18 protein-coding genes are annotated in these 26,702 nt (G+C 70.8%); 10 read left to right on the top strand and 8 right to left on the bottom strand.

Annotated elements, in window-relative coordinates; all coding sequences use genetic code 11:
* From D7X12_RS19195 to D7X12_RS19180, 4 genes are all read left to right on the top strand, one after another.
* On the top strand, nt 1-1,292 hold a 1,292-nt coding region (locus D7X12_RS19195), incomplete at its 5' end, for a response regulator (RefSeq protein ID WP_120626724.1).
* Nucleotides 1,289-2,131 (top strand): CheR family methyltransferase, encoded by an 843-nt coding sequence (locus D7X12_RS19190; protein WP_244224646.1) that lies wholly within the window; start codon nt 1,289-1,291, stop codon nt 2,129-2,131. The genes D7X12_RS19195 and D7X12_RS19190, both read left to right, overlap by 4 nt.
* A 15-nt stretch (nt 2,132-2,146) precedes the next feature.
* A complete protein-coding gene (locus D7X12_RS19185; protein WP_120626723.1) occupies nt 2,147-2,455 on the top strand; it encodes a chemotaxis protein CheB in 309 nt (102 codons plus the stop codon).
* Nucleotides 2,445-3,602 carry a hybrid sensor histidine kinase/response regulator gene (locus tag D7X12_RS19180; protein WP_244224645.1) on the top strand — a complete coding sequence of 386 codons (1,158 nt, stop codon included), beginning with the start codon at nt 2,445-2,447 and terminating at the stop codon, nt 3,600-3,602. Before D7X12_RS19185 ends, D7X12_RS19180 begins: the two co-directional genes overlap by 11 nt.
* Here the strand turns inward: D7X12_RS19180 and D7X12_RS19175 are convergent.
* Both D7X12_RS19175 and D7X12_RS19170 read right to left on the bottom strand, forming a co-directional pair.
* A complete protein-coding gene (locus D7X12_RS19175) occupies nt 3,592-4,518 on the bottom strand; it encodes a metallophosphoesterase (RefSeq protein ID WP_120626722.1) in 927 nt (308 codons plus the stop codon). The genes D7X12_RS19180 and D7X12_RS19175 overlap by 11 nt on opposite strands.
* Before the next feature lie 82 nt (nt 4,519-4,600).
* The gene (locus D7X12_RS19170; protein ID WP_120626721.1) at nt 4,601-7,549 is read right to left on the bottom strand and encodes a choice-of-anchor D domain-containing protein; all 2,949 of its coding nucleotides are present in this window, start codon (nt 7,547-7,549) and stop codon (nt 4,601-4,603) included.
* A gap of 422 nt (nt 7,550-7,971) precedes the next feature.
* On the opposite strand from D7X12_RS19170, the gene uvrA reads away from it, so the two are divergent.
* A complete protein-coding gene (gene uvrA, locus D7X12_RS19165; protein WP_120626720.1) occupies nt 7,972-10,845 on the top strand; it encodes an excinuclease ABC subunit UvrA in 2,874 nt (957 codons plus the stop codon).
* Nucleotides 10,846-10,868: 23 nt separating this feature from the next.
* Entirely contained in the window at nt 10,869-12,314 is a 1,446-nt protein-coding gene (locus tag D7X12_RS19160; protein ID WP_120626719.1) for a POT family MFS transporter, read from the top strand.
* 91 nt (nt 12,315-12,405) lie between these two features.
* On the opposite strand, the gene D7X12_RS19155 is transcribed toward D7X12_RS19160, so the two are convergent.
* From D7X12_RS19155 to D7X12_RS19140, 4 genes are all read right to left on the bottom strand, one after another.
* Complete coding sequence (locus D7X12_RS19155) at nt 12,406-13,794, bottom strand: peptide MFS transporter (protein ID WP_120626718.1); 1,389 nt, start codon at nt 13,792-13,794, stop codon at nt 12,406-12,408.
* A 98-nt stretch (nt 13,795-13,892) separates the two neighbouring features.
* On the bottom strand, nt 13,893-16,820 hold the full coding sequence (locus D7X12_RS19150; RefSeq protein ID WP_120626717.1) for an ATP-binding protein: 2,928 nt from the start codon (nt 16,818-16,820) through the stop codon (nt 13,893-13,895).
* Nucleotides 16,817-17,605 (bottom strand): methyltransferase domain-containing protein, encoded by a 789-nt coding sequence (locus D7X12_RS19145; RefSeq protein WP_244224644.1) that lies wholly within the window; start codon nt 17,603-17,605, stop codon nt 16,817-16,819. Before D7X12_RS19145 ends, D7X12_RS19150 begins: the two co-directional genes overlap by 4 nt.
* The gene (locus tag D7X12_RS19140; RefSeq protein WP_120626716.1) at nt 17,602-20,025 is read right to left on the bottom strand and encodes a PilZ domain-containing protein; all 2,424 of its coding nucleotides are present in this window, start codon (nt 20,023-20,025) and stop codon (nt 17,602-17,604) included. Before D7X12_RS19140 ends, D7X12_RS19145 begins: the two co-directional genes overlap by 4 nt.
* Nucleotides 20,026-20,396: 371 nt before the next feature.
* Between D7X12_RS19140 and nadA the strand changes: the two genes are divergently transcribed.
* Together nadA and D7X12_RS19130 are read left to right on the top strand one after the other, a co-directional pair.
* A complete protein-coding gene (nadA, locus tag D7X12_RS19135; protein ID WP_120626715.1) occupies nt 20,397-21,329 on the top strand; it encodes a quinolinate synthase NadA in 933 nt (310 codons plus the stop codon).
* Between the two features lie 88 nt (nt 21,330-21,417).
* Nucleotides 21,418-22,029: a zinc ribbon domain-containing protein gene (locus tag D7X12_RS19130; RefSeq protein ID WP_120626714.1), complete on the top strand. Its 612-nt coding sequence runs from the start codon at nt 21,418-21,420 to the stop codon at nt 22,027-22,029.
* 40 nt (nt 22,030-22,069) lie between these two features.
* Here the strand turns inward: D7X12_RS19130 and D7X12_RS19125 are convergent, their stop codons facing one another.
* Nucleotides 22,070-22,435 (bottom strand): metallothionein, encoded by a 366-nt coding sequence (locus tag D7X12_RS19125; protein WP_120626713.1) that lies wholly within the window; start codon nt 22,433-22,435, stop codon nt 22,070-22,072.
* 178 nt (nt 22,436-22,613) lie between these two features.
* On the opposite strand from D7X12_RS19125, the gene D7X12_RS19120 reads away from it, so the two are divergent.
* Nucleotides 22,614-24,176 carry a hypothetical protein gene (locus tag D7X12_RS19120; RefSeq protein ID WP_120626712.1) on the top strand — a complete coding sequence of 521 codons (1,563 nt, stop codon included), beginning with the start codon at nt 22,614-22,616 and terminating at the stop codon, nt 24,174-24,176.
* Between the two features lie 21 nt (nt 24,177-24,197).
* Complete coding sequence (locus D7X12_RS19115; protein ID WP_120626711.1) at nt 24,198-25,397, top strand: hypothetical protein; 1,200 nt, start codon at nt 24,198-24,200, stop codon at nt 25,395-25,397.
* A 50-nt stretch (nt 25,398-25,447) separates the two neighbouring features.
* Here the strand turns inward: D7X12_RS19115 and D7X12_RS19110 are convergent, their stop codons facing one another.
* Nucleotides 25,448-26,254: a hypothetical protein gene (locus tag D7X12_RS19110; protein WP_244224643.1), complete on the bottom strand. Its 807-nt coding sequence runs from the start codon at nt 26,252-26,254 to the stop codon at nt 25,448-25,450.
* Nucleotides 26,255-26,702 lie beyond the last annotated feature (448 nt).

Below are 26,702 nucleotides of genomic sequence, written 5' to 3'. Positions count from 1 at the left end.
CCCTGCCTCCCGCCGTCCGGCCGCAAGCGTTCCCCGCCGCGACCGTCCCTCCGCCGTCGCCCCCTCCTGGCCTGGAGGATGACCGCGACCAGCTCATCCCGGGCTCGCGCCTGCTGCTGGTGGTGGAGGACGACGCGCACTTCGCGGGCGTGCTGCGCGACCTCGCGTGGGAGCTGGGCTTCCAGTGCCTCTTGGCCGCCAACGGCACGGACGGGCTCGCGGCCGCGCTCCACCACCAGCCGAGCGCCATCCTCCTGGACATCAACCTGCCGGACCACTCCGGCCTCACGGTGCTGGATCAGCTCAAGCGCAACGCGCGCACGCGCCACATCCCCGTGCACGTGCTGTCCGCGGTGGATCAGGCCCGAGAGGCGCTGGAGCTGGGCGCGGCGGGCTCCGCGCTCAAGCCCGTGAAGCGCGAGGAGCTGCTGGACGTCTTCCGCAAGCTGGAGACGAAGTTCACGCCCGGCGTGCGCCGGGTGCTGGTGCTGGAGGACGACGCCCGCCAGCGCGACAGCATCCAGAAGCTGCTGGAGAACGAGCACGTCCAGGTGGAGTGCGTGGCCACCGCGCACGCGGCGCTCCAGCAGCTGCGCGAGCACACCTTCGAGTGCATGGTGATGGACCTGCAGCTGCCGGACCTCACCGGCTACGAGCTGCTGGAGCAGATGGCCGCGCAGGAGGACGTCTCCTTCCCGCCCGTCATCGTCTACACCGGGCACCCGCTCGGCCGGGACGAGGAGCAGCGCCTGCGCCGCTTCTCGCGCTCCATCATCATCAAGGGCGTGCGCTCTCCGGAGCGGCTGCTGGACGAGGTGACGCTGTTCCTGCACCAGGTGGAGTCGCACCTGCCGCCGGAGCGCCAGCGCATGCTCCAGGCGGCGCGCGACCGGGAGGCCGCGCTGGATGGCCGGCGCATCCTGGTGGTGGAGGACGACGTGCGGAACATCTTCGCCCTCTCCCGCGTGCTGGAGCCCCGGGGCGCGAAGGTGGAGATCGCCCGCAACGGCAAGGAGGCCCTGGCCCTGCTCACGAAGAGCCTCGCCCAGCCGCAGCTCGCCGTGGACCTGGTGTTGATGGACATCATGATGCCGGAGATGGACGGGCTCACCGCCACGCGGGAGATCCGCAAGCACACCGAATGGCAGAAGCTGCCCATCATCGCGCTCACCGCGAAGGCCATGCGCGACGACCAGGAGAAGTGCCTCCAGGCGGGCGCCAATGACTACATCGCCAAGCCGCTCGACGTGGAGAAGCTGCTGTCGCTCTTGCGCGTGTGGATGCCCCGGTGACGGGCACGGGCCTGCTCGACGTGGCGTCGAAGGACTTCGACATCGAGCTGCGCCTGCTGCTCGACGCGCTCTATCTCAAGTACCACTACGACTTCCGCGGCTACGCGATGTCATCCCTCAAGCGCCGGATGGCCCAGGCCGCGACGCACTTCGAGTGCGCCACCCTGTCGCGACTCCAGGACCGGGTGCTGCACGAGCCCGCGCTCTTCCCCGCCCTGCTCGACTACCTCACGGTGCAGGTGAGCGAGCTGTTCCGGGATCCGTCCTACTTCCGCGCGCTGCGCGAGCACGTGGTGCCGGTGCTGCGCACCTACCCGTCCCTCAAGGTGTGGGTCGCCGGCTGCAGCAGCGGTGAGGAAGCGTGGTCGCTCGCCATCCTGCTGCGCGATGAGGGGCTGCTGGAGCGCACGCTCCTGTACGCCACCGACATCAACCCGCTCGCGCTCCAGCGCGCGGAGGCGGGCGTGTACCCGGTGGAGCGCATCGCGACCTTCACCCAGAACCACCGGCTGTCGGGCGCGCGCACGTCGCTGTCGGACTACTACACGGCCGCGTACGGCCGCGCGGTGTTCGACAAATCACTCAAGGCCCATCTCGTCTTCTCGGACCACAGCCTGGCCACCGACAGCGTCTTCGCCGAAGTGCAGCTCCTGTCGTGCCGCAATGTGCTCATCTACTTCAACCGTGACCTGCAGGAGCGCGCGCTGGGGCTGTTCAACGAAGCGCTCTGTCACCGGGGCTTCCTGGGCCTGGGCGCGCGCGAGTCCCTGCGCTTCTCCGCGCACGAAGCGGCCTTCACCCCGGTCATCCCCGAGGAGCGGCTGTACCAGAAGCGATAGAGGACCCCACCGACCATGGCTCCCCCGCGCATCCCCGGTGTCCCTCACGCGGGCCGCGTGGACGCCATCGTGCTCGGGACCTCCGCGGACATCTACGGCGCGCGGCTGGGTGGAATCGTCCTGTCAGGCGCGAACGCGGACGGTGCGCGCGGGCTCGCGGCGGTGCGCGAAGCCGGGGGGGTGACGCTCGTCCAGTCGCCAGAAAGCGCGCTCGTGCGCACCATGCCCGCCGCGGCGATGGCGTACGGCGCGGTGGACTTCGTGCTGCCTCTTGAACAGATGGCGGCGCGCATGAAGGCGTGGGGAGGCACAGGTGCTGTCTGATTCCACCATCCCCTACAAGGAGCCCCAGGGCGTGTCCTCCCGGGTCAAGTGCCTGCTCGTCGATGACCTGGAGGAGAACCTGCTCGCGTTGAGCGCGCTGCTGCGGCGCGACGACGTGGAGGTGTACTGCGCCCCGTCCGGCGCGCAGGCCCTGGAGCTGCTCCTGCAGCACGAGTTCGCGCTCGCGTTCCTGGACGTGCAGATGCCGGACATGGACGGCTTCGAACTGGCGGAGCTGATGCGCGGCTCGGAGCGCACGCGGGATGTGCCCATCATCTTCGTCACCGCGGGCGCGGGCGATCCCCGGCGCATGTTCAAGGGCTACGACGCGGGCGCGGTGGACTTCCTCTACAAGCCGCTGGACGCGTACGTGCTGCGCAGCAAGGCGGAGGTCTTCTTCCAGATCCACCGGCAGAAGCAGCAGCTGGCCCAGCAGCTGGACATCCTCGCGGAGACGCTGCGCCTCAACGAGATGTTCACCGCCGTGCTGGGACACGACCTGCGCAACCCCCTGAGCGCCATCCTCACCGCGGCGGAGCTGCTCCAGCGCCGCACGGAGGACGAGGCCGTGCGCAAGACGGCCGCGCGCATGCTCGCGAGCGGCAAGCGCATGGGGCGCATGATTGAAGACGTGCTCGACCTGGCCCGCGCGCGGCTGGCGGGCGGCATCCCGCTGCGCCGGGGACAGACGGACTTCGGCCAGCTGGTGCAGCGCATGGTGCAGGAGCACCAGACGGCGTGGCCCCGCCACACCATCGAGGTGCTGCAGGACGGCGACCTCGTGGGGGACTGGGACGCGGACCGGCTGGCGCAGGTGGCCTCCAACCTCATCGGCAACGCGCTCCAGCACGGCGACACCGTGGAGCCGGTGCGCATCCGCGTGGACGGCACGAGCGACGCCGCACTGCGCTTCACCATCACCAACGTGGGCGTCATCCCGCCCCGCCTGCTGCCCTTCCTCTTTGATCCGTTCCGGGGCGGCCAGCAGAACCGCGGCCGGGGCGAGGGGCTGGGCCTGGGGCTCTACATCGTCCAGCAGATCATCCAGGCCCACCAGGGCGGCGTGGAGGTGCTCTCCGGCGAGGGCCCCTACACGGAGTTCCGCGTGGAGCTGCCGCGCCGGGGCCCGGACGTCGTCAAGCTGTAGCGCCCGGAGGGTCGTCGCCGGGCCCGTCACCGGACTCCGGCTCGCCAGAGGGCGGCAGCGTGTGCAGCCCCCAGCGCTGTCCCGCCTCCCACGCGACGGTGCCCGTCACGCCCCAGCCGGCGCGCTGCGCTTCACGGCCCTCGAACTCCAGCCAGAAGACGGCGGTGTCGGGCCGGGCGGCTTGATCCAGGCACGCCACGCGCGACTGCGTGCGCCCCTGCGCCTCCAGCGACACGGCGAAGGGCTTGTGCGAATGGCCACAGAGGACCCAGCGCGGGTGCAGCCCGTCCACCAGCTTGCGCGTCACCGGGTTGCCAATCCACGGCGAGGGCAGCGGCCGCGCGGGCGCCAGCCGCTCTTCGCGGGCCTTCTGCACGATGCCCCGGGGCCACTCATGCACGAGCAGCAGGTCCACGTCCTTGAGGGCCGCCACCCGCTCCACCTCCGGCGCGCGGAAGTAGCCCGCCTGCTTCGCGGTATCCAACGACGTGGGGCGCTTGAGGGGCTGGTCGATGAAGCGCGGCGCGTGGATGCCGGACAGGTAGGCCACCCGCAGTCCGCCCAGCGTCCGCAGGCCCGCGCGGCCCAGGTAGTGGACATCCGGGGCCAGCTCGCCACCGTCGGGCAGGTCGTGCAGCGCCTCGAAGTCCTCGTTGTTGCCGCCAATGAAGTACAGCGGCCGCTTCACGCGCGTCACGCCGTCCGCGTACCCGGCGAACTCCGCGGGCATCGCCCGCTTGGCGGCCTTGCGCCGGTGGTCGTCCGCGTGGCGGAAGGCCTCCACGTCGCCCACCGCCAGCACGAAGTCCACGCGGCGGCCCCGCGCCTCTTCCAGCGCGTCCAGCCACGCCTCCACCCGGTGGAAGCGGCCATGGATGTCACCCAGCGCGGCGACGAGGAGGGAGTCCGGCGGCATGCCCCAACTCAAAGCCTCCCGTCCCGCGCTGTCGAGTCATCCGCCCCCACTCTGCCCGGTGAAGGACGAATGGCCGCTTGTCCTACGGGCAACCCAGGGGATAGGTGATTTCCACCAGGGCGCCGGGCCCCGGCGCGCGCAGCAGGTCGAAGACGACGGCGTTGTGGCTCGCGTCGTAGGACCAGCCGTCCGTCACCGGGGTGCCTTCCACCCGGACGGTGATGGCGCCCGGGTCCAACGGCGTCTCCGACAGGGGGAAGCTGCGGTTGGGACCGAAGGCGCTCTCCGACAGCTTCTCCAGCGACGCGGCCCAGTTGGGCGTGCAGATGCTGTCCACCACGCCCCCCAGCTTCCGGGCGAGCTCCATGTAGCGGCTGCCCGAGCTGCTGGCGGTGGGGCAGGTGTTGAGGTCCAGGGGGCCCACCACCGCGTTGAAGGTCACCTTGCCGCGGTCGTTGCCCTTGAGGGCCAGGAAGTACGTCTCGTAGAAGGACACCGGCTGCGAGCTGAAGTCCTCCTCGTCCGACAGCGCGATGATGGCCAGCTTCGCGTCCTCGCGCAGGAAGCCGCCGTTGCCGTCCGCGGGCTGCGGCGTGCGCGGATCATCCAGGTGGTAGAGCAGCGGATCCGACAGCGCCAGCCACGCGGCGTCCAGGCCCTGCTCGTTCCAGTGGCACACGCCCACGCGCGTGTTGGTGGCGAAGACGCCGGCTGCTTGCGGCGTCTGGGGCGTGATGATGCGCGGGCTGGAGCCATCCACCGGGAACAGGCGCCCCTTCTCCCCGCCCAGCGCGCCGCCGGGGCACTCGGACCAGCCGCCGGGCGAAGGGTCCAGGCCGGTGGTCGTCACGCCGATGCGGTAGTCCACGTGCGCCGCGGTGGCCGCCGTCAGGAAGGCGGAGAAGTTCGCGCCCAGGCTCTGCTGCTCCTCCATCATGGACCCCGAGTTGTCGACGACGAAGAGCACGTCCACCTTCGCCTCCTCCTCCTGGAAGAAGCGGTCCGTCTGCTCCGTCTTCGACAGGCCCCGCCCCACGAGCCCCGCGTTGTAGATGGCGCCATCCGCCAGCGTGAAGCGCACCGTCGCCGCGTCCTCCCCCTCCTCGGCGGGCAGGTACTTCGCGGTGAGCTTCACGCGCGCCCCCGGCGGCAGCGTGGCCGGCAGCGCCCCCGACACCTCGAACTCCGCGCCGGGCTGCTCCAGCTTGAGGCCCTTCACCGTCACGGGGCCCGTGCAGTCGTTGTAGGCCATGAACTCCCGGGTGCGCGGGCCGCACGCCAGCCGGCTGACGCCGAAGTCCACGGTGGTGGGCTGCACGGAGAAGCACCCCCGCACGCCCCGCCCGGACAGCGTCACCAGCGGATGGCCCCGCGTCGGATGGTTCACCCAGCCCTCCGCGAGCCCCTGGAAGTCCCCCTCCTCCGGCGGCAGGAAGCGCACCACGAGCGTCGCCTTCCGCCCGGGCTCCAGCACGCCGTTCACCACCGGCTCCGCGCGGAAGGCTCCATCCGAACCCGACGCGAGCTGCAACGCCGACAGGTAGCACGCCTCCGCGCCGGTGTTGCGCAACGTCACCCCCAGCGCCACCTCCGAGCCCACCGGCACCTGGCCGAAGTCCAGCGACGCGGGCAGCGCGTACACGCACGGCGGGAAGGCCCGGCCCTCACCGCTGAGCACCACGCCCTCGGTGGCGTTGGCGCCGCGGTGGCTCGTGGTGACGGCGAGCTGGCCGCCGCTGGGGCCGGTGACGCCCGCGCGCGGGCTGAACGTCAGGCCCACCTTGAGGACGCCACCGGGCGCCACGGTCTGGTTCGCCGGAGACTGCGCGAGCGTGAAGTAGCCGCCCGTGCGGGTGGTGAGCTTCAGCCCGGTGACGGACGCCTCGTCGCGGCAGCGGTTGTGCACGGTGACGTCGCGCGTGGCCGTCATGCCGAAGGCCACCGCCCCGAAGTCCAGCCGCTCCGGCGTCACCTCCACGCACGACACGCCCCCCTCGCCCACCAGCGACACCTTGGGGCCCGGCGCCGTGGTGCCCTGCTCGCGCACGGCCACCTCCACGCGACCCGCCCGCGCCTTGCCGGAGGCCTTCGGCGTGAAGGCCACGCGCAGCTCCACCACGGCCCCGGCGGGCAGGATGTCGTTGGCGAGCGCCGGCGCGCTCACCACCTGGAACACCCCGGACGGATCCTCCAGCAGCGCCGCGCCCGTGTAGCTCAGGGGCTCATGGCCCTGGTTGCGCACGGTGATGCGCTCCTCGGCGGTGGTCCCCACCGCCACGCGGCCGAAGTCCACGCGCAGGGGCGTCACCTCCAACATGCTGGCGACGCCGGTGCCGGTGAGTGACACCACCGCGGGCTCGCAGCCTTCGCACACCGTGATGTGCAGGGCGGCCTCCGCCGTGCCCAGCCGCACCGGGCTGAAGGCCACCGGCAGCGTGCGCGTCTCATGGGGCGCCAGCGACGACGGCAGGCCGGAACCGGCGGAGAATTGATCCGCGTCCGTGCCCTGCACCGACAGCACCAGCGGGCTCTCCACGTCGGAGGGGTTGCGCACCGTCACCTCGCGCATCTCCACCAGCCCCAGGTTCACGTTGCCGAAGTCGAGCGCCGTCTGGGGCACCTCCACCAGCGCCTTCACGCCGCGCCCGGTGACGGGCACCGTCGCCACGGCCTCGCCGGTGGCGTCGGTGAGCACCTCCAACTGCCCCTGCACCGCGCCCTCCACGTCGGGCGTGAAGCGCACTTCAATCTCCTGCTCCGCGCCCGCCGCCAGCGTGAAGGGTTCGAAGGGAGGAATGCTGACGTGGGGCAGCGACGCGCGCGCGCCCTCCACGCGGTACGACGCGCGGCCCTGGTTCGCCAGCCGCAGCTTCATCACCTTGGTGCGCCCCAGCGCGGAGGGGCCGAACTCCAACAGCTCCGGCCGCGCCGCGAAGCCCGTGCGCGCCTGCTTCGACGAGGGCCGCTCACACGCCGTCCACGCCACCGCCGCCACCATCACCGCCACCGCCGCCCATCGACTGCTCGCCATACAGGGTCCCGTCCTTCCCACACCTGGCACCGGCGTCCCCCCGCACTGCGTTCCGCGTGGATCCGGCCGGCGCGGGGCAGTGCAACCCGGGTGCCCGGTTTCCCCAGCGAGGCGACGTCACGCCGCCGACACGGCAACCGGGCGGTCACGTTGGGAAAGCGCTGGGGGCGCATGCGGCCGGACAGTTCCTCGTCGGAGCGGGCCACGGAAAAAGCTTCTCGGATGGCCGCTGCCTCACCGACCCCTCGGACCCGGGGGCAGACCGCCTTTTCGCAGGGCGGGTGGTGGCCGGGGAACAGCCGCGCGCCGCCCGGCCGCCCGGGGGGATGCGGGGGCCCGGGTCAGGTGTTCCGGTGAGAATCCCTCCGGTGGTGCGCCTTTGCGTTCACCGGAACACCCTTTCAGTGATAAAGCGCGCCCCCATGTCCGAGCCCGACGTCATCTCCATCCGTGGTGCCAGGGAGCACAACCTCAAGACCGTCTCCCTGGACATCCCGAAGAAGAAGCTCGTGGTGTTCACCGGCGTGTCGGGCTCTGGGAAGAGCTCGCTCGCGTTCGACACGCTCTACGCCGAGGGGCAGCGCCGCTACGTGGAGAGCCTGTCCTCCTACGCGCGCCAGTTCCTGGGGCAGATGGAGAAGCCCCGCTACGACACGCTGCGCGGCCTGTCGCCCACCATCTCCATCGAGCAGAAGGCGGCCAGCAACAACCCGCGCTCCACCGTGGGCACCGTCACGGAGGTGCACGACTACCTGCGCGTGCTCTACGCCTCCATCGGTGTGCAGCACTGCCCCAACTGCGGTCGCAAGGTGGGCAAGCAGAGCGCGCAGCAGATCGTCGATGAGATCATGAAGCTGCCGGCGGGCACCAAGCTGCAGGTGATGGCGCCCATCGTCACCAACCGCAAGGGCGAGCACAAAGATCTGCTCACCGAGGCGCAGAAGCGCGGCTTCTCCCGCGCGCGCGTGGACGGCAAGCTGCGCGAGCTGGAGGAGCGCATCGAGCTGGACAAGAAGTCCAAGCACGACATCGCGCTCGTCATCGACCGGCTGGTGCTGAAGCCGGACCTGCGCACGCGCCTCACCGACTCCGTGGAGACGGCGCTGCGCGAGGGCAAGGGCACGCTCATCATCACCGACGAGAAGGGCACTCCTGGCTCGGATCGCGTGATGAGCGAATTGAACGCGTGCCCCGCGTGCGGCCTGTCCTTCGGGGACCTCACCCCGGCGTCGTTCTCCTTCAACAACCCGCTGGGCATGTGCACGGACTGCAACGGCCTGGGCACCAAGCCGGAGATGGACGCGGACCTGCTGGTGCCGGACCAGACGCGCAGCATCCGGGATGGCGCCATCGAGCCATGGGCCAGCGGCATGAACCGCGGCGAGGGCTGGACGGCGGACTTCGTGGAGAGCCTGGCGCAGGCCTTCAAGATTGATTTGGACGTGCCGTACGCGAAGCTGACCAAGCGGGAGAAGGACACGCTGATGAACGGCGTGAAGGGCAAGTCCTTCACCGTGCAGTGGGGTGACAACGGCCAGTACCAGATGGAGTGGGAAGGCCTGCTCGCGCGCACGATGCGCAACTTCAAGACGACGACGTCGGAGGCGCGCAAGGCGGAGCTCCAGAAGTACTTCAGCGACAAGCCCTGCCCCTCCTGCAAGGGCGAGCGCCTGCGCCCGGAGAGCCGCGCGGTGAAGGTGCACGAGCGCACGCTGGTGGACCTGAGCCGGCTCACCATCACGGACACGCGCGCGTTCCTGACGAAGATGGACCTGAGCAAGCAGGAAGAGAAGATCGCCCAGGAGCTGCTCAAGGAGATCCGCAGCCGCCTGTCGTTCCTGGTGGACGTGGGCCTGGGCTACCTGACGTTGGATCGCACCGCGTCCACGCTGTCCGGCGGAGAGAGCCAGCGCATCCGGCTGGCGTCGCAGATGGGCAGCGAGCTGACGGGCGTCATCTACATCCTGGACGAGCCCTCCATCGGCCTGCACCAGCGCGACAACGGCAAGCTACTGACGACGCTCAAGCGGCTGCGCGACCTGGGCAACTCCGTCATCGTCGTGGAGCACGACGAGGAGACGATGGAGGAGTCCGACTACCTGGTGGACTTCGGACCGGGCGCGGGCGAATTGGGCGGCCAGGTGGTGTCCCAGGGCACGCCCAAGCAGGTGATGGCGGACGAGAACAGCCTCACCGGCGCGTACCTGTCCGGGCGCAAGGAGATTGAGGTCCCGGAGTCGCGCCGGCCCGTCAACCCCAAGCATCAGATCTCCATCGTGGGGGCGACGGAGAACAACCTGAAGAACGTGGACGCGGACATCCCGCTGGGCATCTTCACCGCGGTGACGGGCGTGTCCGGCGCGGGCAAGTCCACGCTGATCAACGAAATCCTGTACCCGGCGCTGGCGCGGGCCCTCTACGAGAGCCGCGAGCCCATGGGCAAGCACAAGTCCATCAAGGGCCTGGAGCACCTGGACAAGGTCATCGACATCGACCAGCGGCCCATTGGGCGCACGCCGCGCAGCAACCCGGCCACGTACACCAAGGTGTTCGACGCCATCCGTGAAGTCTTCGCGATGACGCCCGAGGCGCGCACATTCGGCTACGGCCCGGGCCGCTTCAGCTTCAACATCAAGGGCGGCCGCTGCGAGGCGTGCGAGGGCGACGGCGTCAAGCTGGTGGAGATGCACTTCCTGGCGGACGTGTACGTGCCGTGCGAGGTGTGCAACGGCAAGCGCTTCAACGAAGCGACGCTGCGCGTGCGCTACAAGGGCAAGAACATCGCGGAGACGCTGGATTTGAGCGTGCGCGAGGCGGTGGAGCACTTCGGCGCGCACAAGGACATCATGCGTGTCCTCACGACGCTCACCGACGTGGGCCTGGGCTACCTGCGGCTGGGCCAGCCCTCCCCCACCCTGTCCGGCGGCGAGGCGCAGCGCATCAAGCTGGCGCGCGAACTGGCGCGCGTGGCCACCGGCCGCACGCTCTACATCCTGGACGAGCCCACCACGGGCCTGCACTTCGAGGACATCCGCAAGCTCTTGTCCGTGCTCAACCGGCTGGTGGAGGCGGGCAACTCGGTGCTCGTGATTGAGCACAACCTGGACGTCATCAAGAGCGCGGACTGGCTCATCGACCTGGGGCCCGAGGGCGGCGCGGGGGGCGGGCAGATCCTGGCCACGGGCACCCCGGAGGACGTGGCCCGGATGGAGGCCAGCCACACCGGCCGCTACCTCAAGCACGTGCTGGGCAAGTCGCGCCGGGCCCGGGTGGGCAAGCGCGTGGACGCGGCCTGACAGGCCCCGGTAGGGTGGAGGTCATGGCCGAGACCTCCACCCGCGCGTCCGACCGCTTCCCGCCCCAGATTCCCTACATCATCGGGAACGAGGCCTGTGAGCGCTTCAGCTTCTACGGGATGCGGAACATCCTCACGGTGTTCTTCATCGACTACCTCCTGCGAAACCACGTCCCGGAGACGGGCGCACGCGAGGCACAGGCGAAGGGCCTGTTCCACCTGTTCATGGCGGGGGTGTACTTCTTCCCGCTCATTGGCGGGTACCTGGCGGACCGCTTCTTCGGGAAGTTCCGCACCATCTTCGCGCTGAGCCTCGTGTACTGCGCGGGGCACGCGTGCCTGGCGCTCTTCGAGGACAACGCGACGGGCTTCTACACGGGCCTGACGCTCATCGCGGTGGGCAGCGGCGGCATCAAGCCGTGCGTCTCCGCGATGGTGGGCGACCAGTTCACCCAGAGCAACAGCCACCTGGTGAAGAAGGTCTACGCCATCTTCTACTGGACCATCAACTTCGGTTCGTTCTTCGCGTCGCTGTTCGTGCCGCTGTTGATGTCGAAGTTCGGGCCGGCGGTGGCGTTCGGCGTGCCGGGGCTCCTGATGTTCGTGGCGACGGTCATCTTCTGGGCCGGCCGCAAGCACTACGTGATGGTGCCGCCCACGGGCCCCAACCCGCATTCGTTCCTCAAGGTGGTGTTCAGCGCGTTCAAGGGCGGCGCGCCGAAGGGCGCCCACTGGCTGGACCAGGCGAAGGCCTCGCACCCGTCGGAGGCGGTGGAGGGCGTGAAGGCGGTGTTCCGGGTGGCCGGGCTGATGCTGCCCTTCGTCCCCTTCTTCTGGATGTTGTTCGACCAGAAGGCGTCCACCTGGGTGGTGCAGGCGCGCGCCATGGATCCGAACGTGGGCAACGTCGTGTTCCAGCCCAGCCAGATGCAGTTCATCAACCCGCTGCTGGTGATGATGTTGATTCCGTTCCTCACCGCCATCGTCTACCCGGCGTTCCAGCGCCTGGGCTGGGAGCTGACGCCGCTGCGGCGCATGCCCATGGGGCTGGTGTTTGGCGCGGTGTCGTTCATCATCGCCGGCTTCTTCCAGGTGGTGATGGAGGGCGGCACGACGCTGAACATCGCCTGGCAGCTCTTGCCGTACATCGTGCTGACGGTGGGGGAGATCCTCGTGTCCACCACGGGCCTGGAGTTCGCGTACACGCAGGCGCCCCGGGAGATGAAGGGCACCGTGCAGAGCGTGTGGCTGGTGACGAACACGCTGGCCAACGTGGCGGTGGCCATCGCCGCGGTGCTCAACGTCTTCACGGGCGCTGGGCAGTTCTTCTTCTACGCGGGCATGGCGCTGGCGGCCGCGGTGGGCATGACCCTGGTGGCGCGCCGCTTCGTCGTCCACGACTACTTCCAGACGGACGCCAAGGCCCCGCTGGATGGCCGCACGCCCGCGGTGGAGGCGAAGCCGGCCTGACGCCCTTGTGAGCTGAACGACGGGCAAAGAAAAACGCCGGAGTGCCTTCAAGGCGCTCCGGCGTTCGTCGTTTCAGGGGTCCAAAGACGGCTCAGGTGGCCGGGTGGACCGAGCCCTCTTGATGCACGGGCGTCGGGTTCGGCGTCACTTCGTCCGTGCCGTGCATCATCCGCTTCAGCACCGGGGCGAGCACCAGCAGGATGACGCCCGCCAGCGCCGCGCCGACGACGATGGTGAGGAACACGCTGAACTCACCCATCTTCTCCGAGTAGCCGCCCAGCACGCCGGACAGCTTGTTCGCCACCGCGTTCGCGAGGAACCACACGCCCATCATCGCGGAGGTGACGCGCGTGGGCGCCACCTTGCTCACCATGGACAGGCCCACCGGCGACAGGCACAGCTCCCCCATGGTGTGGAAGAGGTACGCCATGATGACCCACCACGCCGCCGCCTTGCCGTCCGCCGCACTCTCCTTGGAGGCGCCCAGCATGAAGGCGAAGCCCACCGCCAGGAAGATGAGCCCCAGGGCCATCTTCAACGGGATGCTCAGGTCCTTGCCCCTCGCCGCCAGCGCGCTCCACACCCCGGCGAACACCGGCGCCAGCGCCACGATGAACACGGAGTTGAAGTTCTGGAACCACGTGGTGGGCACCTCCCAGCCGAACATCGTCCGGTCCACCTTCTGGTCCGTGTAGAGGTTCATCAGACCGCCGGCCTGCTCGAAGCCCGTCCAGAACGCCACGACGAACAGCGCGATGATGAAGATGACGATGATGCGGTCCCACTCCTGGCGGGAGAACGCCGGGGGCTTGCCGCCCGACGCCGTCTTCGCCGTCTCCGGAAGCCGGGGCGCGGGCGCCAGGCCCACCTGTCCCAGCAGCCGGTTCTGCAGCGCCACGAAGATGATGACGCCCAGGGTCATGCCCACGCCCGCGGACCCGAAGCCCCAGTGCCAGCCCACCCGCTCACCCAGCGTGCCGCAGATGAAGTTGCCCAGCACCGCGCCCAGGTTGATGCCCATGTAGAAGATGGTGAAGGCACCGTCGCGCCGGCCGTCGCCCGCCGGGTACAGCCCGCCCACCATGGTGGAGATGTTCGGCTTGAAGAAGCCGTTGCCCACGATGAGGAAGCCCAGGCCCGCGTAGAAGATGGCTGTTCCTGGCAAGGCCAACAGCAGGTGGCCGATGATCATCAGCACGCCACCCAGCAACACCGCCTTCCTCTGACCGATGTAGCGGTCCGCGATGTAGCCGCCCACGATGGGCGTCAGGTACACGAGGCCCGTGTACGTGCCGTAGAGGCTCAGCGCATCGGCCGTGGACCAGCCGTAGCCGCCCCGCACCTTGTCGGTGAGGAAGAGCACCAGCAAGCCGCGCATGCCGTAATAGGACATGCGCTCCCACATCTCGGTGGCGAACAACAGGTAGAGGCCCGGGGGATGCCCCTTGCGGGCCTCGCCCGCGGCGACGGTGCTTTGCATGCCGTGAGTTCCTCGAACTGGAATTGGAAGGGGGTGAAATGAAAGACGCGCGACTGTAGCAGAGTCACGCCTTCCAACAGCCCAGAGGACTCAGCCCCTCAGCTGACTCGCCGCGTCCAACGCCCCCGACCCGCACCGCCCGTCGGGGTGGAGGCCAGCGCGTCCGACAGCGCCGGCCGCATGGGCAACCGCACCTCCACCCGCGTGCCCTGCCCCATCTGGCTGGTGATGCCGATGCGGCCGCCGTGCTGCAGGATGATGCGGCGGCTGAGCGCCAGGCCCAGGCCGGTGCCCTCACCCGCCGCGCGCGTGGAGAAGAAGGGCTGGAAGAGCCGCTCCAGGTCCTCCGGACGGATGCCCACGCCGCTGTCCACGATGGTGACGAGCGCCTCGTGGTCCTCCTGGGACGTCTCCACCCGCACGCGGCCGCTGTCGCCCACCGCACGCAGGGCGTTGTCCAACAGGTTGAGCCACACCTGGTTGAGCGTGCCCGGGTCCCCCCAGATGGGGTCGGTGCAGTGGTAGGCGCGCTCCACCACGACGCCGGACGGGATGCGCCAGCCCAGCACGTTGAGCGTGGAGTCGAGCGCCTGATCCAACCGCACGGCCACGGGCTTCTCCGCCGTGCGCACGAAGGACAGCAGCGACTCCGCGAGGTGCCGGATGCGCTGGCCGCACTCCTCCATCACCTCCAGCATCGCGGGGCCCAGGTTGGGGTCGCCGCCCGTGTCCTTGCCCTGGAGCACGTCCTTGAGCGGCATCAGCGCGTTCATCAGCCCGTTGAGCGGGTTGCGCACCTCGTGCGCGAAGCCGGAGGTGAGCAGGCCAATGGCCGCCAGCCGCTCGTTCTCCGCCGCGCGCACCGCCGCCTCGCGCAGCCGCAGCTGCGTCTCCACGCGCGCCAGCAGTTCGCGCGGGCTGAAGGGCTTGCCCAGGTAGTCGTTGGCGCCCGCGCCCAGGGCCTCCACCTTGGCGGCCACCTCCTGGCGCGCGGTGAGCAGGATGACGGGCAGGTCCACCGTCTGCGCATGGGAGCGCAGCTGCACCAGGAGGTTGAGGCCGGAGAGCACCGGCATCATCACGTCCGACACCACCAGGTCCGGCCGGTCCTCCAGCGCGCGGCGCACGCCCTCCTCGCCGTTGGCCGCCTCCAGCACCCGGTAGCTGGGCGCGAGGATGTCCGCGATGAAGGCGCGGATCTCCGCGTCGTCCTCCACCACCAGGATGCGCGGGGCCTTGGCGTCCGCGCGCGTGTGGTCCTGGGGCTCCGCGGGCCGCTGCGTCCCGGCGACGGTCGCGGCCAGCACGGTGGCGAAGCGGCCGGAGCTGCGGCGCTCATCCCGGGCGGGGAGGTCCGTGAGCCTGCGATCGCGCAGGTCCTCGCGCAGGTGCACGGTGCCCTTGGGCAGGCGCACGCGGAAGCTGGAGCCCTGGCCCGGCGTGCTCGACACCTCGATGCCACCCGCGTGCAGCTCCAGCGTCTCCTTCACCAGCGCAAGGCCAATGCCGCTGCCGCCGAAGCGCCGCGTGCCGGACGTGTCCGCCTGGGCGAAGCGGTCGAAGATGACGGCCAGGTCCGCGGGCGCCATCCCCTGCCCGGTGTCCACCACCTCCACGTGCACGGAGAGCGCGTCCTCGCGCAGGCGCACCGCGATGCTGCCGCCGGGGGGCGTGAACTTGAGCGCGTTGGACACCAGGTTGTGGAACACGCCTTCGATGCGCTCCACGTCCACGTGCACCGGCGACACCGGATCCCCCTCCAGCGTGAGCGTGAGCCCCTGCTTCTCCGCCACGGTGCGGAAGGGCAACAGCTGCGACGTGAGGAACGCGTGCAGCTCCACCGGCTGGTAGCGCAGGCGCACCTTGCCCGCCTCCAGCTGCGCCAGGTTGAGCAGGTTGTCGATGAGGCGCAGCAGCCGCTGCGTGCTGCGATCCAACGTCGTCAGGTGCTGGCGCACCACCGGCGGCAGGGACTCCGGCTCCTTCTGGAGCGCGTCCAGCGACAGGAGGATGAGCGTGAGCGGCGTCCTCAGCTCGTGGCTCACGTTGTCGAAGAACTCCGTCTTCAGCCGGTCCTGCTCGCGCTGCTTGATGAGCGCCGCCTCCAGCTTCGCGTTGGCCTCCGACAGCTCGCGCGTGCGCGCCGCGACGCGGTCCTCCAGCGCCACGTTGCTGCCGAACACCTCGTCGTAGCGCTGCTGCAATTCGCGCAGCGAGCCCAGGTTCGCCTGGGCCTGGGCGGAGAGCAGCTCGTCCTTGCGCTGCAATTCGCGCCGCCGGTCCAACCAGCCGCCCAGCGCGAAGCCGCCCACGCCCAGCGCCGTCACGGAGAAGAGCGCGTCGCCCCAGCCCAGGTGCGTGGCCAGCAGGCCGCTCACCATGCCCAGCAGCAGGCCCAGGTAGTGGCCCCACATGGTGGGCGGATCCGTCCAGGTGAGGTGGTAGCGGCACGCCTCGCCGCCCTGCACCTGGCACTCCGTCTCCCGCACGTCCGCGGGCGCCAGCCCCCAGATGGTGGGGAAGGACGCGAACTGGCCCATGCGCAGCTCGCAGATGTTGCGGCTGCGCTCCGGGATGCTGCTGCGGTAGGACAGCTTGAGCCGCTTGTGCTCCAGCAGGTCCACCGTGAACGCGCCCACCCGGTTGTAGCTGGGGGAGAAGTCGATGGTCTGCTTGTAGCAGGCCTTGGGCGAGCCGAAGGCGCGCAGCATGTAGAAGACGAAGCCCAGCGCCTGCGGGGACGCGGTGAACAGGCCCGCCTCGCGCATGAACTTCGAGTCGCCGGACGCGTCGCGCAGCGCCGCCGCCACGCGCTCCAGGAAGTGCAGCGAGACGTAGTTCGTGGGCGTGCGCATGTAGTCCAGCCCCAGGCTGAACCCCTGCTCGCGCCACAGCCGCGCCAGGCGCTCCGCGCCGTAGCGGTGCTCGAAGTAGAGCAGCAGCGTGGACGTGGCGCGGACGCTCACCTCCGGGGCGTTGTCCGGCGATACATCCTGCACCTTCACCGCCGGAAAACGCCCACTCACAGCTTGGTCCCCTCGGTCACGAGCGTCACCGCATATTTCAGTCCCTCCGGGTCCGCCAGCATGGAGAGGAATTCCTGGCAGTGCGCCTGGTAGGCCGCAAGGCCCCCGAAGGCCGGGGCCGCCACGGGCGCCAGCGCGTCAAAGCGCGTCTCCCAGTCGCGCAAGAGCCGCGCCCCGGCGGCGCCCGGGGACAGGTAGAAGGGCACCAGGTGCACGCGCACGTCGGTGAGGCCCGCGCGGCGGAAGTCCGAAAACAGCTTGCGGCCCACGTACAAGTCGAAGCCGCGCGCCTCCAGCGCGTCCACGATGCGCTGCGTGCCCTGGCGCAGGTGCTCCGGGAAGGGCCAGTTCTGGAACCCCAGCCCATCGATGTCGGAGACCACCACCCGGCCCCCGGGCCGCGTCACGCGGATGAGCTCCGCGAGCGCCACCTGCCGGTCCGGCAGGTACTCAAAGACGTACTGGCTCCACACGTAGTCGAAGCTGCCCGTCGGCAGGCCGCACGCGCGCACATCCGCCTGGAGGAACTCCAGCTGGGGGCGGTGGCGGTTTCGCGCCTGCGCCTCCGCGATGCGCCCCGCGTGCACGTCCACGCCGGTGACGTGGCCGCCCTCCCCCACCAGCTCCAACATCAGCTCCGCGATGCCCCCGGGGCCGCACCCCGCGTCCAGCACCCGGTCCCCCGGCTTGAGGCCGGTGCCGTGCAGCACGGAGCGCGTGTCCTGGGACTGCTCCTGCTCCAGGAGCCGCCGCGACTCGCCCTGGGACTCCATCAGGTAGATCACGGGGCCTCCTCCTGCTCCAGGGCCGCGCGGGCCGCCCGGCGGGGGGCGGCCTGCCGCTCGAAGAGCGACCGCCAGGCCTCGCACCAGCGGCGCACCATGGAGCGGTGGAACGTCCATTCGGAGAAGCGCCCCTGGTCCACGAACCCCGCCTCCAGCAGCACCGGCACGTCCGCCGCGTCCACCATGCCCAGCGCCGAGGGCCGGCCCCGCTCCCGCGAGTGCGCCATGCACCGCCACGTCAGCGCCGCCACCGCGTCGCGCGTGCGGGGGTTCGCCCGGTCCGCCACCACGAGGCCAAAGCTGTTGGAGACCTCGATGAGGCTCAGGCCCGGGGTCGCCTCCTCCTGGAACGCGATGGCGAGCGGCCCTGACTCCCCGTCCACCACGAACATCCGCCGCTCGCGGTGCAGCCCCGCCGCCCGGAAGCGCGCGCCCAGTTGCTGCTCGGGCGCGGGATCCGCCCGCAGGTCCTCGCTGAGCAGGCGCACCATCTCCCCCTGCCCGCGCAGGTACGCCTCCAGCCACCGCCGGTCCTCGGGACCCGCCTCGCGCACGGCGGGCAGGCCCGCGGGGGCCTCCGTCGCGACGGTGTCCAGGGCGGCGCGCAGGTAGTGGAACTGGCGCAGGTGACACAGCCCCTGGCCCTCCAGCACGCGGGCCAGCCATGTGCCCAGCCGGTGCGGCCAGCGGTTGTCGGTGCGCCACATGTAGCGGATGAACTCCACGTCCTCCATCGCCTCGCCCACCTCCACCGCGAGCGACGTCAACTCGCTGGAGACCTGCTCGCTGCGCCGGAAGCCGGGCAGCACGGCCAGGTGCTGCACGAGCCAGGTGCGCGAGTGCATGCGCAGGCCGTTGACGTGCCCCAGGGGCTGCTGCCCATCGGTGTAGACGAGCGAGCGCCCCAGGTCGCGGGCGCGGCCCAGCCGTTCGTGCAGTTCTTCCAGGGGAGGCAGGACGCGGGACTCCTCACCGAAGGGGTGGTCCGGGTGGAAGGTGTAGCGGGCCTCCTGCATCATCCGCCAGAGGTCGGGGAAGCGGAACACCGCGCCGTCCTTCACCTGCGGCGCCCGGGCGGCCACGAACGCGTCCACGACGGCGTCGCGCACCGCGGGCGGCAGCTCCAGCACGCGCACCCCGCAGCGGTAGGGGCGCAGGCGCTGATCATGCCGGGCCTCGAACGGGACGACGTCCACCGAGCGCACCTCCACCCGGCACGCCGCCTCCGCGCCGTCCGGCAGGAGCAGCGTGGCGTCCAGGCGCGAGCCCGCGGGCAACACCTCGCACGACGCGTCGATGGGGAAGGCGAACCCGCGGCCCCCCAGGTCCAGCACCGCGCGGGTGATGCGCTGGCCTCCGAAGGGCGAGGTGAAGCGCACGAGGAAGCGGTTCTGCGGCGAGGGCCGGAAGCGCTGCTGGCCGCGCCGGTTCTCCACCGTCAGCGCCCGGGGCAGGCCCAGCGACACGCCGTCGTGCGCGACGTGGAGCATGCTGGTGACGCCCGAGTAGCGCTGGCCGCCCATCTCGAAGGAGAGCAGCACCACCTCTCCCACGCTCGTCGGCAGCGTCGGGGACACCTGGCCGCGCAGGAGCCCGCGCTCGTCCACCGGCTCCACCGTGGCGGACTCCAGCCGGAAGTGCGCCGCCTGGCTGTCCGGCGGGTGCAGCCACACGGGCAGCTCGCGGCGCAGCGCCTTGCGCAGCGCGGCCAGCACCGCCACCGGGTCGCGCAGCGTGCGGGGCGGGGCCGCGGACGCCTCATCGGAGGCGCGCCGCCAGGAGATGCCCACGCGCAGGAAGCCGCGCCCGTCATGGAACACGGGCGTGGCGTGGCGCACGTAGGCGCGGGCCACGTGCAGCACCGGCGCGCCGTCGCGCACCATGGACAGCGCGTCCAGGGGCGTCCCCGGCAGGAAGGCCGCCATCGACATGTCCATGGGAATGCGCAGGGCCGCGCCGAAGTTGCCCAGGTCCTGGCATTCCGCGACGACGTGCTGGTCGCGCAGGAGGAAGTCCACCCGCAGCCCCGCGTCCAGCGACACGCGCGTGGAGGCACGGAGCTGGAGGATGTCGCGCAGGCGCATGCCCAGCTCCCCTTCCGACAGCGCGTCGTCCACCGTGCTGAAGACGTGGCCTTCGGCGGCGGTCTCCACCAGTTCCTCCAGTCCCAGTTGATCCGACCGGGAACAGACGAACACGCAGACGGCCTCCGGCGCGGCCCGGTCCACATGCCGCAGGAAGCGCCGCGCGTTGTCTGCGGGCGCGATGATGAGGGTGGGCACCGACGCCTCCATGCGCCGTGTGGCCTCCAGCTGCGAGCCCACCGCCGCGACCCGGTGCGCCCCCAGCGCTGACATCAACGCGCTACGGCGCGCCTCGTTGGGGTGGACGATGAGGACTTCGTGAGTCGGCACGCTCATGGATTTTTCCCAACGCGCAAGGACCACACCGGCGCCCGCGCACGGCGCCATTGCTGTAGACGCAAGGCCCGGAAGGGGCCCCGTTCCCGCCAGTCGCATGTCTGAGTGTCCGAGCCTGGTGGATGTCCGCTGCCAGCGAGCCCGCGCTGTGATGCCTTCCCGGTGAGCCGCCAGCAGACCGCCGCGTACTTTACCTGCTCCCATGGATTAGGTGATGTACGGGGGGGTAAGAGACTTTTCGGAATAGGTTAAAGCCTCCGAAGTCATCCGGGACACCGTGATGGGTAGGGCCCGTGCGGGGGGGGCGTTGCCGCGCATGCTGGCCGCCGCGTCCGGAGGCGGTTACAGAAGGCCCGGCGAGGAGAATCACGATGGGCGCGACGGTGGACTACGAGGCCGAGATCCGGGCGCTGAAGCGCTCCATGAACGCGGTCATCCTGGCGCACTACTACCAGGAGAGCGAGGTGCAGGACGTGGCCGACTTCGTCGGCGACAGCCTGGCGCTCGCGCAGGCCGCGGAGAAGACGGACGCGGACGTCATCGTCTTCTGCGGCGTGCACTTCATGGCGGAGACCGCGAAGATCCTGAACCCGTCGCGGCAGGTGCTGCTGCCGGACCTGAAGGCCGGCTGCTCGCTGTCGGACCGGTGTCCGCCCGCGGCGTTCAAGGCGTTCAAGGACAAACACCCGGACGCCTTCGTGGTGTCCTACGTCAACAGTTCCGCCGCGGTGAAGGCGATGAGCGACGTCATCTGTACGTCGTCCAACGCGGTGAAGATCGTCAACCAGGTGCCGAAGGACCGCACCATCCTCTTCGCGCCGGATCAACACCTGGGCCGCCACGTCATGAAGCAGACGGGGCGCGACATGGTGCTGTGGCCGGGCAGCTGCATCGTCCACGAAATCTTCAGCGAGAAGAAGCTCGTGCAGCTGAAGGTGGAGCACCCGGACGCGGAGGTGGTGGCCCACCCGGAGTGCGAGCAGCAGGTGCTCCAGCACGCGGACTTCATCGGCTCCACGAAGGCGCTGCTGGACTACGTGGTGAAGAGCCCGAAGTCGAAGTTCATCGTGGTGACGGAGGCCGGCATCCTCCATCAGATGAAGAAGGGCGCGCCGCACAAGACGTACATCCCGGCGCCGCCGGACAACGGGTGTGCGTGCAACGAGTGCCCGTACATGCGCCTCAACACGCTGGAGAAGCTGTACCGGTGCATGCGGGACAGGACCCCGGAGCTGGTGCTGCCGGCGGACCTCCAGGGGGCGGCCCTGGCACCGCTGAAGCGGATGCTGGAGTGGTCCGTCTGAAGGGAGCGCGCGGACTGTCGTCCGCGTTCCAGGTTTGGAAACTCGCGTCTTGCGGTCGCCGGGTTCAAGTGCCAAGGATGGAAGGACCGTGGCCTTCCGATTCCTCGCAATCCCCGCCCACCGGTTGGTGGACTTCCCCAAGACCCTGCCGGACGACGAGCGCCTGGAGCCGCAGCTGCCGCCGGTGCATGAGGCGGTGGAGCGTGCGCTCGCGGGCGCCGAGTTCCGCGACCTCCGCGCCCGGGACCGCCTGCGCGCCCTGCTCCAGGGAGACCGGCCTCCGGGCCTGGGCTCTCCGGGCAAGGGCTTTGGCCCCAGCGCCGTCTTCGCCCAGCCACCCCAGGACCTCCCGGCGCTCCTGCGCCTGGCGGACGAGCTGGAGCAGCTGGCCCGCAGGGAGGCCGGCGAGCGCGCGCTGGTGTGGAAGTGCGGCGAGTGCAGCGCCCGCTACGCGGTGCCGGTGGCCCTGGTGCGCCAGGTGTCCATCCGCTGCGAGCGGTGCGGCACCCCCGTGCAGCTCAGCTCACAGCAGAGCCTGGGCGAGGAAGCCCTCATCGACCCGTTCCAGGGCGCGGTGAACACCAGCCGGCACGAGCTGGCGTCCTTCTTCCGCGAGGCGATGGCGCGCGGCTGGCCCGTGCTCGTGTCCGAGGGCGCTGCTCCCGCGCCGCGCGGGCGCTCCGCCACGCCGACGGCCTGATGGGCTCCGGCGGTGGACTCCCACCGCCGGGACGACCGCGTCAGATGAAGATGCCGGCGGAGGCGTCGTAGCGCGCCTCCTGGAGCTGCTGCGTCGCGGGACGGCCCCGCAGCGCGTCCGTCACCTGGCCGGGCGTGTGGCGCCCCGAGCACTTGGAGCACTCGCACTTGCCGCGCTTGCAGGTGCAGTCCGCCTTGCTGCCGCAGGAGCACTTCGCGGCGAGCACCTTGTCCAGCTCCTCCAGCGGGCGCGGCGCGGACTCCTTCGCCTTCGTCCCGGTGGCCTGGGTGGAAGCGGCGGCCTTCGCGTGGGCCTCGCAGGCGTGGGCCGTCGCGGGAACCCAGCACAGGCCTCCCAGCAACAACCCCGCGGTCATCGCGGTCCTCAACGTCGCGCTGCGTGCCATGTCCGCTCTCCTCAAGACGGGGTAGGAGCCCCCCCGTGGAGTCCGGCCTATACCGCAGGGCATTCCCCCTGCCAAGGCAGGAGCCCGCACCTTTGCCTACCTGTTACCAGAGTGCCGGGGCCCACGGTGCGCTCGCCCGGTGTGGGCGCGCGCGCGTACAGTCCGCGCCCTCCTGCCCGTGACGAACCGAACTGCTCGCATCGCCTTCGCCGCCGCCCTGGTGCTGGGCGCGCTGCCCCTCTGGGTGTCGCGCGTCCTGCCCATGGTGGACCTGCCGCAGCACCTGTACCTCATCTCCGTGCTGCACCGGCTGGAGGACCCGACGACGCTGTACCCGGCGCTGTTCGCCGCGCGGCACGAGCTGACGCCCTACCTGGGCTACTACTACCTCGTCAGCGCGCTCAATTGGCTGCTGCCGCTGGAGGTGGCCAACCGCGTCTTCCTCACCGCGTACGTGGTGGGGCTGCCGCTGGGGCTGGCCTTCCTGCTGCGCAGCCTGGGCCGGCCGTCCTGGCCCGCGCTGCTCACGCTGCCCCTGGCGTACGGCGACAGCTTCGGCTGGGGCTTCATCAACTACCTGGCCGCGCTGCCGCTGACGCTCCTGTGCTGCGGCCTCTTCGTGCGGACGCTGACGGACGTGCCGCGCCGCCGGGCGTGGGGCGTGGGGCTGGCGGCGTGCCTCGTGACGGTGCTGCTCTTCCACGTCCAGGCCTTCGGGTTCCTGGCGCTGGGGCTGCCGTGGCTGCTCTTCACCACGCCCGTGCCCGAGGACGCGGGGGCCAGGGGCCTGGGGGCCCGGCTGCGTCCGCGAGTGGCGGCGCTCCTGGGCGTGGTGCCCGGCGTGACGCTGTTCCTGTCGTGGGTGGTGCTGCGCTTCGGCAACCCGCCGGACATCCAGCCCGGGGCGCCGTGGAAGGCGTGGGGGCCCACGTTCTCGCCGCAGAACCTGGCGTGGAAGGGCTTCGAGCAGAACCGCGCGGAGTTCCTCCAGGTGCTCGCCAACACGTTCCATGACGGCGCGGACCGGTGGCCCCTGTACGCCGTCGCCCTGGTGGCGGTGGCGGGCTGGGGGCTGGGGCTCGCGCGGCCGGGGACGCGCCGCGAGGGGCCGGTGGCGCGCTGGCGCCTCCTGGGGCTGGGCGTGCTGGCGCTGGCGCTGTTCTTCCTGCTGCCCTTCGACATCCGCGGCTACGTCTACTACCTCAACACGCGGTACGCGCACCTGGCCGCGGCGCTCCTGGTGGCGAGCATGCCGGCCACGCGCGTGGAGTGGCGGCGGCCCCTGTGCCTCGCGGCGACGGCGGGCGCGCTGCTGCTGGCCTTCGTGATGGGGCGCGGCTTCCGCGACTTCGCCGAGGAGGCCCGCGAGTGGGACGTGCTCGCGGACGTCACCGAAGTGAGGCCCCGGGTGATGGGGCTGGTGTTCGACGCGGGCTCGCGCGTGGTGCGCTTCCCCGTCTTCCTGCACGGCGCGGCGGTGCTGGCGCGCGAGCGCGGCGGGGTGCCCAACTTCACCTTCGCCACCACGCCGCATTCGCCGCTGCGCTACCGGGACGAGGTGCCGCCCACCTTCCCGTCCGAGTGGCGCCCCCAGGACCTGGACTACGCGACGCAGGGCAGCTGGTACGACCACTACCTCGTGCGCGGGGCGCATCCTTCGCGCGTGTTCGGCGGGCGGCTCCAGTCGGAGCTGGTCATCGTGGGACAGTCCGGGAGGAGCTGGCTGGTGCGGCGGCGGTAGCGCGTGAAGTAGAACCCGGCCATGAGCCCTGCCTCCACCGAGCCCCGCCCCCTGCTGGACGCGCTGCGCGCCGGAACACCCCTGCCCGCCTTCCCCGACGCGGCCGTCGAGCAGGCACGGCGGCTTGTGAGCGACGTGGCCACCGCCACCGCCGGGGCCGTGGAGGCGCTGCCGGAGCCCCTCGCGGGCGCGGTGCTGGAGGCCGCGGTGCTGGCGGGGCACGCGGCGCTGCCGGAGGCCCTGTCCGCCTCCCCGGTGAAGCCGCTGGCCAAGGCCGCGAAGAAGGCGCTCTACCGGCTGCGCTCGCGCGGCGTCGCCCTGCCCGAGGCCCCGAAGCCGGCGCCAGCCCCCGCCCCCGCGGAGGCGCTGCCGACGCTGGTGACGCTCGTCTCCTCGACGGGGCAGTTCGGGCTCCTGCTCACGCGCGTGGTGCGCGGGGGCGTGGAGCTGCTCCAGGTCATCGCGTCGGATGAGCAGGGCGTGCTGGAGCTGACCCGCTCCGAGGTGAGCCGGGGCGAGCTGCGCCGCATCCTCAAGCACGCCCGGGAGAACCGCTTCGGCGTCGAGGTCTCCCGCGAGGAGGGCGCCACCCTGCTCGCCGAGGCCGCGGCCCTGAACCTGCGCACCCGCACGCCCTTCCCCGAGGACCTGGAGGCCGCGCTGCGCCACCATGGCGTGCAGCCCGTCTCCGAGCCCGCGCCCCTGCCCGCCCCGGAGCCCGACGACGTGCGCCACGTCCTGGAGGGCGACCAGCTCCACGCGACGCCGGAGATCGCCGAGTGGATGCCGCCCGAAGCGGAGGTGCGGCGGTTGATGGAGGCGGTGCAGGCGCTGGCCTCGAGCCCCCTCGCGCTGAGCGGGCCCCAGCGGCAGGAGCAGGTGCAGCAGCGGGTGCGGGACGCGGCGCGGGCCTTCTTCACCCCGGAGGTGCGCCAGCGCTACGCGCGCCGGCTGTGGCGGATGGCGGCCTACTTCGCGGAAACCGGCCGGCCCCTGCAGGCGGACATGGCGCGGGGCGAGGCGAGGCGCCTCTTCCACGGGCTCGACGAACCGTTCTCCCGCTTCGCGGAGACGCTCTTCGCCAAGGTCGTCGTCCTGGCCGCCGCGGGCGCTCAGGCCCAGGCAGCGGCGGCGACGGGGGGCCACGCGCCGGGCGGGTCCCCTGCCCCGGCCGCGCCCACGAACGAGCGGCGCAGCCCGGGCGGCCTCATCCTCCCCTGACGCCAGCAGGGCGCCCGGGGAGGGGGCCGGAGTCTCAGGGCTTCAGGGCCTCAGGGCTGCTCCGCGCGGGCGCACAGGAGCAGGTCCAGGTTCTCCCGCTCCCAGGCGACGGCGCGCTGGTAGTCGTGGAAGCGCTTCTCGTGCTCCATCAGCTCCGGCGGGTGGATGCAGCGGCGGCCATCGTCGCCCCGGCGGGCCCGGTAGACGTGGTGCAGCATCTCGTGGAAGACGATCCACTCGACGAAGTAGCGGGGCACGAGCGGCTGGTCGAGCGCCGGGTGGATGCGGATGACCTTCGAGTCCGCCGAGTAGGAGCCCATCTTGATGCTCTTGCGCGGACCGCTCACCCGGGGCGCCGGCCCGTAGGTGATGGCCGCGTCGATGCGGCTCTGGAAGTAGCGCTCATTGAGCCGCTCGTAGATGCGCGCCAGGTCGTGGTAGCGCCCCACGGGCGACAGCCGCAGCCGCTTGCGCATCTGCGCCGGGGACAGCCGCCGGATGAAGATGCGGTTGCGCTCGATGTACTTGTCCAGGAGCGCGCTCGCGTCCGCGTCGCCCTTGCGCACGAAGCTGGCGAGCGCCTGGAGCACGTCGTCCGGCGCGGCCAGGAACATGTGGTGCAGCCGCAGCCGCCACAGCGCGCGCTGACGTTGGAACGTCAGCATGGTGTGCGTGTTGTCGTGGATCTCCACCGCCACCTTCCCCCGCAACCGCGTGCGAAGCCGCCGCTCCAACACGCGCCGCCACACCTTCAGCAGGCGGTTGGGCTCAGGGGCGACCGGAAGCTGCCGGGCCACCCTCCCCGCGGGGTAGGTCCTCTGTCGGATGATGTTCTTCTGCTTCTTCGCGCGAGCCATAGAGGGGCCGGAGTCTACGGACCCCTCTGACATGTGTAAACGCGCCCGCTTGGTGGAAAGCCAAGGAATTCCAACGACTTAAGGGCACTCAAGCTTACCCGGTCCTACGTGTCCTCCGCAGGGTGCGGATGCCGGATACGGGCAAGTGGCCGTCCTGATTAGCGTCGCCTCGGGCATGGGACCCGGAGCGTCTGGAGTTCCCCGGTTACAGGTCGGATGTTGTAGGTCTCAATACGCGGAAGTGTCCGCTTTCCCGGGCAGGTGTACTGGACACGGAGCGGGCCCGGGGCCAGGGCGACGACCTGGTTGATGGGAAGCTTCCCGCCCCCCGGCCAGCCAAGCACGGTGCGCACCGGCGCGTCGAACCGGACCTCCACCGTCGCGGGGGGCGGAGGCGGTCCGGCGGGGGCTGTCTCTTATACAAATCTCCGAGCCCACGAGACCGGAG

This window comes from Corallococcus sicarius, assembly GCF_003611735.1.
Classification (GTDB): Bacteria; Myxococcota; Myxococcia; order Myxococcales; family Myxococcaceae; genus Corallococcus; species Corallococcus sicarius.
This window is presented reverse-complemented; position numbering and strand designations above follow the sequence as displayed.